Below are 16,971 nucleotides of genomic sequence, written 5' to 3'. Positions count from 1 at the left end.
CGCAGCCAAAAACCCCGGCGACGGGAGAAGAATCGAAGCAGGACTTCGAGTCGGTATAAGAGGTGAGGAATGAGGCCCTTTTGCACGCGTCGCAACATAGCAAATTTATTGAAAAATTCAACGATTAAAAGCTCTTACCGGGAGGCGTAGAAACGGGTATATTGAAAAATATGCAGGTTTATCAAGGTGCCAAACATCTGAGCGCTCCCTTGGCGGCGTCTGTCGTCACTATAGGGAATTTTGACGGGGTCCATCTGGGCCACCAGCAGCTTATTGAAAATGTCGTGCGAGAGGCTCAGTATTTCGGGGTCCCGTCGGTCGTGTATACTTTCCATCCTCACCCCGTGAAGGTTCTTCACCCTGAAAGGGCCACTTATCGTCTTTTCGACCTGAAAGACCAGCAGGAACAGTTTGAAAAACGCGGCATCGAAAACGTCATTATCGAGGAATTCACCCGGGACTTTGCCAAGGTCACTCCGCAGCAGTTTTTGGATAATTATGTCCTGAAGCAACTGAATCCCAAAACCCTGGTGGTGGGGCATGATTTTAACTTTGGAGCTGACCGCGCCGGCAACATCCCGTTCCTGGAAAGATACTGCGCTGAAAAAGGCATTCGCCTGATCATCATTCCGCCGTTCCAGTTTGAAGGGGCGGTGGTGTCTTCCACGCGCATCCGTGAACACCTGAAAAACGGTGAGGTGGAAAAGGCCAATGATCTTTTGGCACGCACTTACTATTTGCGTGGTCATGTGGAAAAAGGCTTTCAGCGCGGGCGCACCATCGGTGTTCCGACAGCCAATGTTCACCCGGATGTCGAGTTTATTCCGCGTCAGGGTGTATACTGCACTCTAACCAAAATCGGAGCGCATCTGCATCCTTCCATCACCAACATCGGAGTGAATCCCACCTTCCAGGAAAACGGCAAGGGGCCGGTGAAAATCGAAACGCATTTGTTCGATTTTGATGCTCAGCTTTACGGAATTGAAGTGGAGGTTTATCTGCTGAAATTCCTGCGCGATGAAAAAAAATTCTCGGGCATTGAAGAGCTGAAAAACCAGATTCAAAACGACATGGCCGACGCCAGAAAGTATTTTGATGAGCACCCTCATTCGTGAGATCCGGCCGGACGGCACACCAGGACAGTTCATGCGTTTTATGCAGTCTTTGGCCAGTGAAAAGGGCTGGGACTGGCAGTTTGAAACGGTCAGTGAATTTTCCGCCGGGGTTTTTCAAGGGGCGGCGGCGGTTAAAGTCGCTCCGTCATTGTCTTCCGAAATTCTGCCGCAAATGAAAGTGCTGCCCACGCAGGTTCGGGCGGTGCAGGTTCTGGATTCTTTCTTTTCAGAAGACGGATCCTGGTATCCGCGGGTGCTTTTGCATGAGGCTTTGCGCATGGTTTTGGTGGCTGATGCCCGCGATCTGGATATTCGCACCCCGGCTTTTGTGATCGGGCACAACGAAGAGGCCCGCGTGGTCGCTTCGGTGCTGGCGCTGATGGGCATTTCAGATATTTATCTGGTGGGGGAAGCTGAAGGCCTGGAGGAACATCAGCAGGCTTTGATGAAATCCCATCTGGGGATTCGTTTCCATATTTTGCCAATTGATGAACTGACAATGCAGGCGGTGAGTGCCGGCATTGTGGTGAACACGGTGGATTTATCAGGGCAGCAGGCACTGCTGACGGATTTGTCTTACTTCAATTATATGAAGGGCACTGGCTATGCCCTGGACCTGAACTTGTTGCCGCTGCAGAATCTGTTGCTGGAAGAAGCCGAAAAAGCCGAGCTGCGGGTGCTGCATCCGGTGCTGGTCGCCGAGGCGCTGACACGTTTGTGGCTGGAGCGTCTGCATCCGAATCATAATCTGAGCAACGAAGAGATTCACGAAAGCTGGACCCGCTTTTTGAAAGAAAACTCATCCTCAGTCTAGTTACAAAAAATGGCACCCTGGAGTAAAGTGAGTCCAGGGGAGTCCTAATGTCTTCACTCAAAATCGGGGAAATTCTAGTCAAGCAAGGTTTGCTCAAGCCTGATCAATTGGCGTTGGCCATCGAAGAGCAGAAAAAAACCGGGCAGAAGCTGACGAATTCCATCATTCAACTCGGTTACTTAAAAGACAATCAGATCCTTCGCGCTGTTGAAAAACACTTTGCGGTTCCAGGGGTCGAGGTCAACACGTTTGAAATCGATGCAAGTGTCATTGCAATGATTCCCAAGGATGTGTGCGAAAAAAACACCCTGATCCCGCTGCAAAAAGCCGGGAACACTCTGGTCGTGGCCTTTGCCGATCCCTCTAATATTATAGTCAAAGAAGATTTGCGCTTTATCACCCGTTGCCGCATCCAAGCGGTGGTGGGGACGGAAAGCGCCATCATGTCCGGTATCGAAAAATACTATGGTGGCAGCATCAGCACCAAGTCTTTGAACACCATGGGTGTTGGCGACGAGGATGATTTCATCCTCAGTGCGGGGCCGGCCACCGAAGTCATCGATCAGGACGGCGGGTCTGAAGACGCGCCGATCATCAAGTTCGTGAACTCGATTCTGGCGGATGCGATCCGTAAGAAAGTATCTGATATTCACTTTGAACCCTACGAGAAAAAATACCGCGTGCGTTTCCGTATTGACGGTAATCTGGTAGAAGCCACAGCGCCTCCGGCAGGCACGGCGGCGGCGATTGCTTCTCGTATCAAGATCATGTCCAAACTTGATATCGCCGAAAAACGCCGTCCGCAGGATGGTCGTTTGAAAGTGCGCACCAAGGCCAAAGAGATGGATTTCCGTGTCAGTGTTTTGCCAACGCTTTGGGGTGAAAAGGTCGTTCTGCGTCTTTTGGATAAATCCAATTTGCAGTTGGATATGACGAAGCTCGGCTTTGAAGAAGACGATTTGAAATTGTTTAAAGCCACCATCAATCTGCCGCAAGGCATGGTTTTGATCACAGGACCGACGGGTTCGGGTAAAACCACGACGATTTATTCTGCCTTGGCGGAACTGAATCAGCCGGATGTGAACATCTCCACGGCGGAAGATCCGGTGGAGTTCAACTTGGAAGGTATCAACCAGGTTCAGATGAACCCGGATATCGATCTGAATTTTTCCAGCGCCCTGAAATCCTTCCTGCGTCAGGATCCGGATGTCGTGATGGTGGGGGAGATTCGTGACCTTGAAACCGCCGAGATCGCCTTTAAAGCGGCCTCCACAGGTCACTTGGTCGTCAGCACCCTGCACACCAACGATGCTCCTGGAACTGTCATTCGTCTGACCGAGATGGGTGTGGCTCCATACATTATCACTTCGACAGTGAATCTGATCGTGGCCCAGCGTCTGGTCGGTAAAGTCTGTGAATCCTGCAAGGCTCCGGTGGAAGTGCCGGCGCAGACTCTGCTGAATCTGGGCGTGCCGCAGGCTGAAATCGGGGAATATAAATTGATGCGTGGAAAGGGTTGCGCCAACTGCAACAACACCGGCATCAAAGGCCGTCTGGCGATTTACGAATTGCTGGCCATGACCGAGAAAATGAAAGAGGCCATCTTGAAGGGTGCCTCCACCGGACAGCTTCGTTTCCTGGCCCGTGAACAGGGGATGAGAACCCTGCGCCGAAGTGCGCTTTTGAAACTAAAACGTGGCGTAACAACTATTGAAGAAGTGCTCAACGCATCAGTGAAGGACACCTAATGAGTCTGACCGAGCTCCTTTTGCAGGCTAAAGCCAAAAAAGCGGAAGAATTTTTATTTGTTGTCGGCAGTGAGCCGCGTGCTCGTCTGGCTTCAGGCTGGACAAGTTTGCGCTCATCACCTGCGTTGATGACGGAATGGAATCTTTTGCAGCAAAGCCTGCTCAGCACCCAGCAAAAAGCGGTGCTTGAAACCACGGGTGTGGTGCAAGGGGAAGCAGCACTGGATACATTGCGTATTGGTTTTTCCTTCTTCCAGCAGGACAGCACCATGAAGGCTGTTTTGGACATGGATCTTGACGGTGGAAAGCAGGAAGTGGCGCTGCCCCCGTCGTTGCTGGAAGCTTGTCTGCGCATGAAGGGTCTGGTGCTGTTGTCCGGTCCGGGTGAAGCCGGTCAGGTGTGGGCCCTGCACCGAATTCTGCAGAAAATCTCTGATGAAAAGTCATTCCTGGGTGTGGTGTTTTCGCGCAAGGCGTTTCCGCAGGTGCGTGAATCCAGATCCTGCTATATCTATCACAACGGTGAATTTGCCCGCCCGGAAGAAAAAGAAAGTCTGATGGCCGGCGTGGACATGGTCGTCTATGACGGCTTTAACGACGAAGAATCTTTGCTGGAGGCTTTGTCTTTGGCCGAACAGGGTGTGTTCGTGATTTATTCCATGAAGGCTCCATCAGTGACAAATGCTCTTCGTCGTGCGCTTTCCACTTTGGGTGAGCGTTTTGGAGAACACGGCGCCCCTCGTCTGGCGGAAGTGCTGACGATGGCTTCCGGTCAGTATCCGGTGGCGGGTCTGAGCGGTGAAAAGGTTTTTGCACATGAAGTGCTTCTGATGAAGCCTCAGGTGCGCGGCCTGATTGAAGATCAGGATCTGAAATCTTTGGAAAATCTTTTGACCCAGGCTCCGGAAAACTCCGGCATCCTGACTTTGAATCAGTCTTTGTTGCAGCATCTGATCCGTCGTCGCGTGGATTTAAAAACCGCGTTTGAAGTGTCCCGCGACCCGGACAATCTTGATCAGCTTCTTAAGAAGGTAGGTATCTAAGATGGCAAAATTCCAGTATCAGGCCAAGAATGCCTCTGGCCAAATGGTTCAGGGCGAGATCGAAGCGGCTTCCCAGCAGGAAGCCATTATCCGTCTGCGTGCCCAGCAGCTTTTGCCAGTGCGGGTGGTAGCCTTCGGCGCTACGCGCGCTTCCGCGGGAAAAACGGCCAGTCTGTTTGCTCCCACCGTAAAAGGGAAGGACCTGCAGATCTTCACTCGTCAGTTTGCAACTTTGATCAACGCCGGTATCCCGGTGGTGGATTCTTTGAAAATCCTGTCTGAAGGTTTGCGCCCGGGTCTTTTGAAAGAAGCTTCCGCGCAAGTTAAAACCTCTATCGAAGGGGGCCGTCGTCTGGCTGATTCGATGGCGCAGGTTCCGAATGTCTTTGATAAATTGTATGTGAATATGATTCAGGCGGGGGAAGAGGCCGGTATCCTTGACGGCATCCTGCAGCGTCTGGCGAGTTACATGGAAAAGTCCGAAAAAATCAAAGCCCAGGTGAAAGGGGCTTTGGTTTATCCGATGGTCATCATCGTCGTGGCGATGATCGTGATCGCCGGTATTTTGGTTTTCATCATTCCTAAGTTCATGGAGTTCTTCGCCGGTTCCGGAAAAGAGCCGCCAATGCTGACCATGATGGTTGTTAACCTGAGTAACTCGATGATCAACAACTGGTACATCTATCTGGGTGTTCTGATTGTCGGCCCGATGGCTTTGATGCAGTGGTTGAAAACCGACGGGGGCAAAGATGCCTTCGACCGTTTCATCATGAAAGCGCCGGTGTTTGGTGAGGTTGTGCAAAAATCCGCAATCGCGCGTTTGACCCGCACTTTGTCAACATTGCTTTCTTCCGGTGTGGGCTTGATCGAGGCTATTGAGATCTCTGCTAAAACTGCGGGCAATGTGGTGATCGAGCAGTCTTTGCTTCGCTGTAAAGAGTCGGTGACGGCAGGGCGAACTTTCGCTTCCCCGCTGGCAAAGGAAAAAGCGTTCCCGGAGATGGTGGTTCAGATGATCTCTATCGGGGAGCAGTCTGGTACGATGGATATCATGCTGGGTAAAATCGCGGATTTCTATGAAGATGAAGTTGAAACGGCTGTAAAAGCGATGACCTCTTTGCTGGAACCACTGTTGATGGTTGTTCTGGGCGGTATCATCGCGGTTCTGGTTGTGGCGATGTATCTTCCGATCTTCAACATGGCGGATGTGGTTCAATAGATGCGTTTAAGTTTTGCTTTGCAGAACAGTAAAAATCAGGGGCTGACGGTGGAATTTACCCGCGTCAGCCTTTTTGCGTTGATTTTGCTGATCAGTGCGGTTTCCAGTGTGTTTCAGGAAGGTTTCATCAACTGGCAGATTCTGGGTCCATTCTATGCGATCCTGAGTGTGGCCTTTGGCGCCCATGTGGTGTGGTTCTCGATGTGGGACCGGCTGCTGAAAAGCCCGTGGTTGCTGTTTGCGGGCTTTGTCGTTGATTCCCTGCTGATCTCTTTTTTGATTTATTATTCCGGGATCAATCAGTCGCTGTTTTTGTTCCTGCATCTGGTGAACATCCTGCTGGCGGGGATTGCCTGCCGTGGCGTCGGTGCGGTGACACTGGCTCTGTTCACAAGCATCTTCTTTACCGTGGCGGCGCTGTTTTCACCAGAGATGAAGGCTTTGAACTTCTTCTTCCTGCTGGCTTTGAATAATATTGCCTTCTTCTCAGTCGCCGGGCTGTCCGGATACCTGAGTGAGCAGTTGCAGACCGTGGGGAAAGAACTGTCAGAAACAGGGGCAAGCCTTCGTTCCGCGCAAGAGCTGAACGAGGTTCTGGTGGAAAACATTCCGACCGGGATGGTGTCTTTCACTGAATCCGGTGAGGTGGTGAAAGCCAATTCTTCCGCCGCCGAGATTCTGGGGTATTCGGATCTATCCACGCTGAACTGGTATGAATTGTTCCCAGAGACACGCAGATCTGAAGGGCTGTTTAAAGGTGATGTGAAGTACACGCCGAAGAATGATGCCAATGCGAAGATCCTGGGTATGACTTTGTCAAAGATCTACAGTCCCGAGTTGAAAGCGCATTTGTCCATCGGGTTGTTTGATGACCTGACCAAGATTCGTCAGCTTGAATATGCTGCCAGACAAAATGAAAAGCTGGCAGCCGTCGGCGGCTTGGCGGCGGGTATTGCCCATGAAATCCGCAATCCGTTGGCCGGTATCAGCGGCAGTATCGAGCTTCTGACTCAGACCGTGAACAACGACGATGACCGCAAGCTGATGAAAATCGTTTTGCGTGAGATTGACCGCCTGAATAACCTGATCACCGAGTTCCTGGATTATGCGCGTCCGGAAGTGCCGCCGACAGATGCGGTGGACCTGTCTTCGTTGATCACCGAGGTGCTGGATTCAATGAAGCTCAATGCCCAGGTCCGCGCCGATGTGGAGCAGGTGCGCGAGTACGAGGCCGGGTTGAAGATTCTGGGCCGTCGGGACAAATTGAAGCAGGCATTCCTGAACATCATCATCAATTCCTATCAGGCTATGAATGATTCTCAGAAACCGCAGATCGCGGTGAAGGCTTTGGTCACCGACAAGGAAGTGCGCGTGCGCATCCGTGATGCGGGATGTGGGATGAGTGAAGCGACCCGCAAGAAAATGTTTGAACCTTTCCATACAACCAAGCCGAAAGGCACAGGCCTTGGTCTAGCTGTGACTCATAAGATTTTGGAAGGTCACGGGGCGCAGGTGTTCGTGGAGAGTGAAGTGGGCGTAGGTACTGAGTTTATTTTGACTTTCCCCAGAGCACACTGAGAGAATAGTTTTTAACACAAGGACGTGGGAGCACATAAATGAAGTCGAGAATTCTTGTTGTCGATGACGAAGAATCAATACGCGAGTTTTTAGAGATCATGCTGAAAAAAGAAGGCTATGAGATCACTTTGGCTGAGGACGGCCAAAAGGCGAAAGACCTTCTGACGAAAAAAACCTTTGATATGATCATCTCTGACTTGCAGATGCCCCATGTGACGGGGATTGAGCTTCTGAAGCACGTCAAAGAATCCTATCCAGATACAGTTTTCATGCTGATCACAGCTTTCGGTACAACCGAAACAGCGGTGGAAGCGATGAAGATGGGTGCCTACGATTACCTGACAAAACCATTCAAAATCGATGAAGTTCGTCTGAACATCCAGAACGCACTTCGTTCCCGTAATTTGGAAGTGGAAAACAGATCCTTGAAAAAGGAACTGGTAAAAGAATACTCCTTCCAGAACATGGTGGGGAATTCCCCGGCAATGCATGCGATCTACGATATGGTGAAGCGTGTCTCCCAGACGCCAACCAACGTTTTGATCACAGGGGAATCCGGTACTGGTAAAGAGGTTGTGGCAAAAGCCATTCACTATAACGGTCCGTTGAAAGACCGTCCGTTTGTAACAGTGAACTGCGGTGCCATTCCTGAAAACCTGATGGAATCTGAAATGTTCGGTCATAAAAAAGGCTCTTTCACCGGTGCGGTGGCTGATAAAGCGGGTCTTTTTGAGGTCGCTGACGGCGGTACACTGTTCCTGGATGAGGTCGGTGAATTGCCGCTGACAATTCAGGTCAAACTTCTTCGTGCGATTCAAGAGCGTGTGATCCGCCGCGTGGGTGCGACGGAAGACATGAAGGTGGATGTGCGTATCATCGCCGCTACCAACCGTAATCTGGAAGAGATGGTTCAAAAGGGCGGCTTCCGTCAGGATTTGTTCTATCGTCTGAATGTTATCAATATCAAAACGCCGGGCCTTCGTGACCGTCGTGATGATATCCCGCTTTTGGCCAATCACTTCCTGAAAAAGTACAATGAGCGTCTGAATAAAAACATCGGCGCCATCAGTGCGGATGCGATGGAAATCCTGAAAAAGTACGACTATCCAGGAAACGTGCGTGAGCTTGAAAACATGATCGAGCGCACGGTGGCCTTGGAAGGCGGGGCGACGATTCTTCCAGAGTCTTTGCCACCGATGGTGAACACTTCTTCCGGTCGTAAAATGGCTTCCTCCAATGAAATCGAAATCGGTGACGATGGGGTTGATTTGGACAAGGTGATGGGTCAGATCGAAAAAGAACTTCTGATCAAAGCCATCCACTCTGCGGGCGGCGTGAAAAAGAGAGCTGCAAAGCTGCTTCACATCTCCTTCCGATCCATGCGATATCGCATCGAAAAATACAATCTAGGCGTAGTCGGCGACGACGAGCTTGACGATGAATAAGCGCCCCTTCCGGGCGACGTAATAAAACCGTTGAAAAAGGCCCCATCGACTGCGTTGTCGGCGGGGCTTCTCGCTTTTTTAGGCCTTTGGCGAAAGTCTTGTCTAAGTGAAATCGAAAACGATTATCAAGTTTGATTATTCTCAATACGTTTTCAACTGTTGCCTTGGCTGACTGATTCTGTAATCATTCGGGGGGTGGAGGTCTTATGACTAAAGAAAACAAAAAAGTAGTGGATCTTTTGAATGAAATTATCGAGATGGAGATCTCTGGCGTTGTTCGTTACTTGCACTATGCTTTGATGGTGAAAGGACCGAACCGCATTCCTATCGTGAAATGGTTCCATGAACAGGCGAACGAAGGTTACCAGCATGCGTCCATGATGGGTGAAAAAGTGACGGCCTTGGGTGGTCATCCCACTTTGCGCGTATCTCCGGTTCCTGAAACCAAAACTCACAAGGTTTTGGACATCCTAAAAGAAAGCCTTGAGTTTGAACAGGCCGCTTTGGCCAAGTACAAAGCAGTACTTAAACACTGCGGTGATGACGTTGCCTTGGAAGAACTGATCCGTTCCATGGTGCGCATGGAAACTGAGCATATCGAAGAAGTTGTTAAGATGCTGGACACCACTCACTAGAGTGATCTGACATTCAAAAATGAAAAAGCCCGCGTTACAGCGGGCTTTTTTATTTCTACAAACTAGCGACAGTTCAGATCATGAACCAGTTCGCTGGCGTAGGAATAGACCATGTCGTATTCGCCGTCGAATTCAGGGCGTTGGAACATCAATGACGCCACCAAATCTGTTACCTTTTGAGTGTCGCGCAGTTCAGGCAGGCTGATATCGGCCACGCGGAAGGTGTTCGTCATCTGCCCGGTGAGTTTGTATTTCTTGCTGCCCGGAGCTTTGCTGACCAGGTCGTCGTACTTGTGAGGCTTTTTGTCGCCCAAGGTCACTTCAGCATCATCACCATCCTGAACGATCTTCAACGTGTGGGTACTGGATGCAGAATCACATTGAGTGATGGTGACAAAGGATGCGTTTGCACTAAGTGCGGAAAAAACGATGGCAAAGGAAAGGGTCAGCTTCCACATGGTAAGGCCTCCTGATTTATTTGAGACCTTAGGTTGTAACAGAGGGGATTCGCACCCCTCCAGTTTCTTTTATTTTATGACAGGAACTTAATCCTGATCCTAGAATTCTGTGTCGAATACGCCCAGAATCATGGCTTTGAAATAGTTTCGCTTCAGGCGGTCGTCGATCAGTCGGGAATCTTTTTTATACTGATTATAGATTTCCGTCATTTCGCGGTTATAGGCCGCTCCGTAAATCATCGCCCCGTTTTCCATGTCGTGGATGAAGCTGCGTTTGTTCAGGTTCACGGAACCCAGGAACGAATACACATCGTCAATCAAAACAATTTTTGAATGCAGAATCACCTTCGGTTCGGTGTACTCGTAGATCGCCAGTTGCTGGAACAAACGGTTCACGGTCGGTTTGTTGGATTCACTCAAGATCCAGTCAACCGTGTCGCCTTTCAGATCCAGACGGGTGATGACGGTGACTTGAACTCCACGGCCAGCCGCGCGCTCCAGTGCTTCGACAATCGGTGCGGGCGGGCGGAAGTACGGGGTGGAGATCATGATTTTCTTTTTCGCGCTGTCGAGCATTTCCACATAGAATTGAATCAGGCTTTCGTCGTCCTTGTAAGGCACCGACATAAAGTGCCGCACCAAAGGTTCGCGGCTGTTAAAGTAAGAAGGGCTGACCTGAGACGCCATGGGCACGTTGACGTTGATGCTGCGGAATTGCATCGTTTTATAGTCACGATCCCACAGGGTCAGGAAGTGGGCCGCCACCTTTTCAGTGAAGTCCTTGTCGTGAATTTTGAATTCAAAGTCGCGCCAGTGCACGAAACTTTCATCGCCCTTCACATAGTTCACCATTTCCGGACGGGGATAATCGTAAGGCTTCTTAAAGATGAAACCGTCATGAATGTTACGACCCCCGATAAAGGCCACGTTGTTTTTGGGCTCTTTCTTCGACAGGGTCAATAGCAGCTTTACGTGCATCGAGCGGTGCAGACGATCGAAACGGTCGCCCAGGCTGCCGCCGGATGGAACTTTGTACTTTAGTTCCTGCAGTTGGATATTCGGGTTCTGGGCTTCCAGTTTGCGCAGCAGAACTTCATCTTTTTCCAGAGTGATCACGCCCGCCACCAGGATCTTTACTTTGGTGCCGCGTTTGGCATGGAAATCCAGCAGCCGCGCCATAAAGGTCCCATAATAGTCAGCACGGAACACCAAATAGGACACATAGATGCTGTCAAAGTACGGTGCCTTTGAAAAATCCAGGGGTGCATAAGGGTCGTGCAAGTCCATGAAGTTTCCCGGTAAAGGCTGGCCCAGCAGAACTTCCGCTTTCGATTTCAGCGAGTCCACCGCCTCTGGCAGATTCACCACGGACGGGACGGCCTGCGGGCAGGTCATGGAGGAATACTTGTCAGTCAGGAAGAATTTTTCGATGCCAGTCAGGTTGTCTGTGCGAGGCATCAGGCAGCCTTCAACCAGGTTGTGCAAATCCAGATAGGGATTGGCCGGTTCAACAAAGCGCACCCCAAACTGCGCAGGCGCACCTGCGGGTCCTGCTTTCAGTTCACAACTGGTCACCGAGCTTGCCGGGATCAGGCGCAGGTTGTCGCCATTGTATTTGTTGTCGTACATGCGGAAGGTGGCTTTCTGGTAAGCCACAAACTTTTTGTCCGAGAAAGTCTTTTTGATGCGGAAGGGGCCGTCACAGGTCACGGTCGCATCGAAGTGTTCATTTTTACGCTCTTCATTCGGATCGTCAGCGCTGATCAGATAGTTCTTGATCTGCACTTCATAGTCTTTGGCGTGCATGCGGTCGAATTTGAAAATGCGCTGAATCTGGCCGTCGCGCAGGGCGAACTCAGCGATTGAGCCCATCTCCAGGCGTTGTTCCTGTTTTCTCCAGGATTCGTTGTTGCTGGTCAAAACTGAAACCGGAGCGTCAGCTCGAAGGGCGTTAATGCGTTGTTGAGCCAGCGCCGAACTTTGATTTACCACCTGCAACTGACGCTCTTGGCGTGCGTTCATTTCCTTGTAGTCGCGTTCTTCGCGGGTTTCCTGAGGGAACGAGTCTTTTTTGTGCGGATGCGGAGTCGACTGCCGTCTTTTCAGAATCAGCAATTGTTCTTTGTTCAGTTCGGCCTGCAATTTATCGCTGTAAAGCTTTTGCACGTAAGGCGCCACATCCGGCGGGACCTCGGCAGAGCTGGGATTTCTTTGTGCCGGAGTCTGGCAGGAAATCAAAGTGCAAGAAAGAAGTAAAACACCAAGCAGCGTTCCAAAGTTTTCAGTCTTTTTCATTCTGAATTTATCGGAAAAATCTGACAAAGACATGATGTTCCCAGAGATTACCGGAGCTTCACCTGTGTCTTCGCAGTCGCTGTATCAAAATGAGACAAAATCAGGGCATAATGGTCCTGCTTTTGGAGGATTCGTGAGTCAGAATCGGGGGCTCAGGGCCATTGCGATATTCGAGGGAGCCAAGGGCCTTTTCATTTTGCTGGTGGGCTTTGAACTTTTGCATTTATTGGGAACCGACGTTCAGGAATCAAGTTCGCAGATTGTGCATCATCTGGGACTGGATCACGGCGCATTGGCCGGAGTATTTCGGCGGTTGCTCGACAATATCAACGACTCCAGCGTTTTGATGATGGCCGGTGTGGCTTTATTGTATGCATTGCTGCGGCTGATTGAAGCCGTGGGGTTGTGGTTTGCCAAGGCCTGGGCAGAATGGCTGGCGATTCTTTCTGGCAGCCTTTATGTGCCCATTGAAATGTACAAACTGATTCAGCACCCCACATGGATTCGGATCGCGATCACTCTGGGGAATTTGGCCTTGGTCTATTACCTCATCCGGGTTCGGGGAGGGCGCCGCTCTAATTTGTCACCCCCGCAGCCTTTTTAACAGGGGTGGCGGCTTTATAAGTAAATTAAACCACTTTGCGCGGGCAAGGGCCTTGCAACAAAGGGTGGGTGCTTAATTATTTGGAGGCTTTATGAAAAAGTGGATCTTGTTTTCTTTGATGTCAGTCGTTGCGTCTTCGGCTTTGGCTGATGGAACGATCACCTGCAAAGGGTTTGATGCTGACAAGAACAAGGCCGAGGATGTGCTGATGATTGAGGCCGATATGGCGATTCTGCTGACGGCATCCAACAATGAGGGCTTCCTGTCTCCGCGCTGGCAAAACGGTCAGGTGAAAGATTATGCCAGTGATCTTTATGTGGTTACCGTGGATCGTCAGGCCAACACCATCACAACTGATGACCTTCGCAGTGGCGCAAAGAAAGTTCATACAGATGCCAAGTGCCGTTATAACGGTGAGCCTGACGAAGGTTATTAGTTTCTAATCAATCACTAGACTGAAGTAACCCGGCCCCAGATCCGAATGCTCCACCGTTGCTGTGATGGTGGCATTCGGATTTGTCGTTGTATAGACGTCTGTGGTCACGCCGTTGATCACGGCATAGATGTAGTAAACATCATCAATGAAAAGCTCCTGAGTTTCAAAGCTGTTGTTAACCACGACATTCTGAACCGGCCGGCCGTCTTTGGAGATGGTGAAAACGACCGGGCTGAGGCACGTTTTTTCGAAGATCAAAGCGTTCGGTTTTGAAGTGGGGATTTCCACGACATTAAACTCATAGGTGCCTTGAGATGGATTCTGAACGACCTGCGCCAGGAATCCCATCGGGCCGGTCACGGCCAACGGCGCCGAGGTGTAGGTGTTGCCGTTGATAAAGGCAGAGGCCGTCACTTCATAGGTGCTGTCGGTGGGAATCAGCATTTGCGCGTCGGGTGCGATGCCTGGCAGACGGGCAATGACCATGTCGCCTTTTTTAATCACATATTGCGCGATGTAAGGTGTTTGGTTGCGAACGGTCATCTGAAGGCTGTTCAGATCCAATTTAAAAGACTTGGTGCACTCTGTGCCGGGAATCCGGCAGGTCGAGCTGCCGGGGGCCTGGCGACTGCCGAAAGGGCGGCAGTCTAGAGCGCGCGCTGCAGAGGACTTGCAAGAACTGGCCAGGTGGACTTGTGGATTACGGGACGGCCTTTAAAGACCAACACACCAAAGGTGCCATAGTGGGTCAGGCGGGACGCCCACTCGGCAGCATTATTATCAGGACTCCAGCGCACCCACACCACAGTTTGCTGTGCATGGTTTTTCAGGCGCGCTACCAGTACGGTGCTGACTTCATTCAGGGAATACTTCTGGCCTTCAATGGTCATGGTATCGGTCGTGATTTGCAGGCTTTGTTCTGCCAACTGGGTCTTCATGAAATTCACGAAGTTTTGCTGATCACCGACAAAGACCATGGCCCCTTGTGCCGGAACATCCAATGGTTCCCCACTGAAGTGCAGAACGTCGCTGCCTTCTGTTTTCTGTGACCACACTTCGACGAACTGCTTGGCCGTGACATCTGCCGGGTCAAAATAATAGTGAATCTCAGAGGCGCCCAGCACGCTGGACAAAGTCGCCGGGCGTTCTTCCGTGTAAAGACGGCGGAACAAGCGGAAGTCAGGGTCCACAGAAACCTTCACCGGCCGGGACGGAGAGGTCAAAGAATAAAACTGGGACTTGTCAGAAAGGCGCGCCATCTGGCGGATTTCTGCGCCGGATTCCAGTGTCCAGATCACGGGAATGTTCAGATCATACAGCTCGGCCTGCTTTTGGCTGAGCACATAGGTGGTGCTGGTCGAGCCATCATGCCACTTCATGATACGCACATCACCCAGTTCAATTTCCGGCGCCCCTTTGCGATCCAGCCACTGGCTGAAGAACGTTTCCAGATTCTGGTTGGTCACAGCTTCAAAGCTGTTTTGGATTTCCGTGAAGGACGCTTTTTTGAATAAATTGCGGGTATAGAAATCCTGCAGGGCCTTGTTGAAGGTCTCTTTGCCAAAGCGGAACTCCAGCATATGGAACAGCATCATCGACTTGCCATAACCCACGGCTTGCGAACTGGAGTTATGACGGCCGCGGAACTGACGAAGCGGGAAGTCCTTTTCCGGACTGCTCGCAACAAAGTCCATATAGTTCAACAGGGTATTCATACGATAGGTGCGTTCACTGCCGGCCTTTTCCTGCTGCCAGTAATCGGCCATATAGGTGGTCAAACCTTCGCACCAGTTGCCTTTTTCATAGTCCACATAGACACTGTTGCCCCACCAGTTGTGCAGCACTTCGTGCGGCAGGGACGAGTTCAAAATAAATGGCAGGCGCAGGACCGTCGGCCCCAGCAGGGTGAAGCTCGGCATGCCGTAACCGGTCTCCCAGAAGTTTTCCACCACACTGAAAGACGAATACGGATACGGGGCAATGATCTGTGAATAGTGCTTGATGTACTCAGGCACCAGAGTCAAAAAACTTTGGGCCAAGGCAGGATCATCCCGGCGCAGAAGAACCTGCACCTTTTTCCCGGACGGAGTATCCACCTGATAACTTTTGAACGGACCCGCTACGAGATAGATTTCCTCCTGCGGATAGATCTCGACAAAGCGGGACGTGCGGATCGAGCCTTCCACCAAGGTGCTGGCAATTTGCCCTTGCACCAAAGACATCCAGTCCCCCGGCGTTTGCACGGTGACTTCAAAGCTGTTCTGGGATCCCAGGAAGAACGGATACCAATAGGTGCTGCCAAACAGGGTGGCACCTTCCGGAGCAATCAAACCGTTGCTGTTGTCATTCAGAACCGGATCAAAGATCACACCGAAGTACTGCACGCTGACCTTGTTGTCGATGTTCCCCAACGTCAGACCGTATTCGGCATAGGGTTCTTTTTGTGTCGCCGGGTGCAGCAGAACAACGGAATCATCACTGCTGGTCACAGAGACTTGCAGATCCTTGTGCAGCAGAAAGCTGATTTTGCGGGGAGAGTCCTTTGGAAAAGTCAGGGTGTCCTGGGCCTTGATCATTTTCAGGCCCGGATAAAGCTCGACATTCAGTTTGTGATGCAAAGTCTGGCCGTGGGACTGCATGGAAACGAGCAAAATGAACAGCAGACCGACTACGATCAACAACTTGTTAAGCGCTTGCGCTTTGGACATGATTTACCTCTGAAAACGGGGTCTGTATTTACGCCCGTCCCCAGGTAACGTCAAAGGGATTTCAGCTTGCTCTCTGGCGGAAGTGCAGGATCAAACAGAAGTTGAATTTTCTTCCATTTCTCGCAGTGCGGGGCCTCGATAGAGACTTTTTCGCCACTCCATGGGTGGGTGAACTCCAGGCGCAGGGCTTTTAGGCACAACCCCTCGATTTCCAAGTGGTTTCTGAAGAAACGGTTGTGGTGGGAATCCCCGTGAACGGCGTCCCCCAGCAATGGGTGGGAGATGCGGTTGAAGTGACGGCGGATCTGGTGGTATCGACCGGTGTGTGGGGTGACCTCCACCCAGGAATAGCGGGCCGTGGGAAACTTTTTACCGACGGCCACCGGGAACTCCACGGTCGCCAGGCGTTTAAAGCTGGTATGAGCATCCACCAGGTCCCCGGTGGAATCAAGTTCCAAGGGCAATTGCACGTCGCCTTCTTCCTTCACATAGCCACGCACCACGGCCTGATAGGTCTTATGGGTGGCGCGTTCGGTGAACAAACGGCACAGCTTGCTGGCGGATTCAGAAGAAAGAGCAAACAGCAGCACCCCGCTGGTTCCCGCATCCAGACGGTGAACCGGATACACGTGCTGTTTCATCATACGACGGGCATGGTAAAGGCAGATCTTGTCACGGGAAACACGGTGCTGGACATTTTCGTGGGGATGCACGTGAAAACCCGATGGTTTGTTCACGGCAATAAAGTGTTCATCTTTGTACAGCAACTCCACGAAGGTCCTTTTTCGATTTTTCTGTGTTTTATCGGGACTAGAAATAGTTATTGTTGGCGGTCTTGTCAAAATAAACGTCGTCAAGGCAGGGACCTTTGAA

General features: G+C 51.0%; 15 protein-coding genes. 10 read left to right on the top strand and 5 right to left on the bottom strand.

The genetic code is table 11. The features are described 5' to 3' along the window. Positions 1 to 170 precede the first annotated feature (170 nt). The 8 genes from B9G79_RS11305 to B9G79_RS11270 all read left to right on the top strand — a co-directional run bounded on the left by B9G79_RS11305 (position 171) and on the right by B9G79_RS11270 (position 9,597). A complete protein-coding gene (locus B9G79_RS11305; protein ID WP_088565595.1) occupies positions 171 to 1,115 on the top strand; it encodes a bifunctional riboflavin kinase/FAD synthetase in 945 nt (314 codons plus the stop codon). Further along, complete coding sequence (locus tag B9G79_RS11300; protein ID WP_088565594.1) at positions 1,096 to 1,929, top strand: hypothetical protein; 834 nt, start codon at positions 1,096 to 1,098, stop codon at positions 1,927 to 1,929. Before B9G79_RS11305 ends, B9G79_RS11300 begins: the two co-directional genes overlap by 20 nt. Before the next feature lie 47 nt (positions 1,930 to 1,976). Continuing rightward, positions 1,977 to 3,677, top strand: a complete 1,701-nt coding sequence (gene pilB / locus B9G79_RS11295; RefSeq protein WP_088565593.1) for a type IV-A pilus assembly ATPase PilB — start codon at positions 1,977 to 1,979, stop codon at positions 3,675 to 3,677. Further along, the gene (locus B9G79_RS11290; RefSeq protein ID WP_088565592.1) at positions 3,677 to 4,720 is read left to right on the top strand and encodes a twitching motility protein PilT; all 1,044 of its coding nucleotides are present in this window, start codon (positions 3,677 to 3,679) and stop codon (positions 4,718 to 4,720) included. Before pilB ends, B9G79_RS11290 begins: the two co-directional genes overlap by 1 nt. Position 4,721: 1 nt before the next feature. Further along, positions 4,722 to 5,939 (top strand): type II secretion system F family protein, encoded by a 1,218-nt coding sequence (locus B9G79_RS11285; protein ID WP_088565591.1) that lies wholly within the window; start codon positions 4,722 to 4,724, stop codon positions 5,937 to 5,939. Then, positions 5,940 to 7,517: a two-component system sensor histidine kinase NtrB gene (locus B9G79_RS11280; protein ID WP_088565590.1), complete on the top strand. Its 1,578-nt coding sequence runs from the start codon at positions 5,940 to 5,942 to the stop codon at positions 7,515 to 7,517. It begins immediately after the preceding gene. A 38-nt stretch (positions 7,518 to 7,555) separates the two neighbouring features. After that, complete coding sequence (locus B9G79_RS11275; protein ID WP_088565589.1) at positions 7,556 to 8,962, top strand: sigma-54-dependent transcriptional regulator; 1,407 nt, start codon at positions 7,556 to 7,558, stop codon at positions 8,960 to 8,962. 206 nt (positions 8,963 to 9,168) lie between these two features. Continuing rightward, on the top strand, positions 9,169 to 9,597 hold the full coding sequence (locus B9G79_RS11270; protein WP_011163996.1) for a ferritin-like domain-containing protein: 429 nt from the start codon (positions 9,169 to 9,171) through the stop codon (positions 9,595 to 9,597). Positions 9,598 to 9,659: 62 nt separating this feature from the next. Here the strand turns inward: B9G79_RS11270 and B9G79_RS11265 are convergent, their stop codons facing one another. Both B9G79_RS11265 and B9G79_RS11260 read right to left on the bottom strand, forming a co-directional pair. Beyond that, entirely contained in the window at positions 9,660 to 10,055 is a 396-nt protein-coding gene (locus tag B9G79_RS11265) for a hypothetical protein (RefSeq protein WP_088565588.1), read from the bottom strand. A gap of 99 nt (positions 10,056 to 10,154) precedes the next feature. After that, complete coding sequence (locus B9G79_RS11260) at positions 10,155 to 12,350, bottom strand: phospholipase D-like domain-containing protein (protein ID WP_232468587.1); 2,196 nt, start codon at positions 12,348 to 12,350, stop codon at positions 10,155 to 10,157. A gap of 64 nt (positions 12,351 to 12,414) precedes the next feature. On the opposite strand from B9G79_RS11260, the gene B9G79_RS11255 reads away from it, so the two are divergent. Both B9G79_RS11255 and B9G79_RS11250 read left to right on the top strand, forming a co-directional pair. Further along, positions 12,415 to 12,954, top strand: a complete 540-nt coding sequence (locus tag B9G79_RS11255) for a DUF2127 domain-containing protein (protein ID WP_157678774.1) — start codon at positions 12,415 to 12,417, stop codon at positions 12,952 to 12,954. 91 nt (positions 12,955 to 13,045) lie between these two features. Further along, complete coding sequence (locus tag B9G79_RS11250; protein WP_088565585.1) at positions 13,046 to 13,390, top strand: hypothetical protein; 345 nt, start codon at positions 13,046 to 13,048, stop codon at positions 13,388 to 13,390. Positions 13,391 to 13,393: 3 nt separating this feature from the next. On the opposite strand, the gene B9G79_RS11245 is transcribed toward B9G79_RS11250, so the two are convergent. The 3 genes from B9G79_RS11245 to B9G79_RS11235 form a co-directional block, all read right to left on the bottom strand. Then, positions 13,394 to 13,933 (bottom strand): hypothetical protein, encoded by a 540-nt coding sequence (locus B9G79_RS11245; protein WP_198298004.1) that lies wholly within the window; start codon positions 13,931 to 13,933, stop codon positions 13,394 to 13,396. Between the two features lie 104 nt (positions 13,934 to 14,037). Further along, positions 14,038 to 16,098: a M1 family metallopeptidase gene (locus tag B9G79_RS11240; protein WP_088565583.1), complete on the bottom strand. Its 2,061-nt coding sequence runs from the start codon at positions 16,096 to 16,098 to the stop codon at positions 14,038 to 14,040. Between the two features lie 50 nt (positions 16,099 to 16,148). After that, entirely contained in the window at positions 16,149 to 16,871 is a 723-nt protein-coding gene (locus B9G79_RS11235) for a pseudouridine synthase (protein WP_088565582.1), read from the bottom strand. Between the last annotated feature and the right edge of the window lie 100 nt (positions 16,872 to 16,971).

The organism is Bdellovibrio bacteriovorus, assembly GCF_002208115.1.
Lineage (GTDB): Bacteria > Bdellovibrionota > Bdellovibrionia > Bdellovibrionales > Bdellovibrionaceae > Bdellovibrio > Bdellovibrio bacteriovorus_C.
This window is presented reverse-complemented; position numbering and strand designations above follow the sequence as displayed.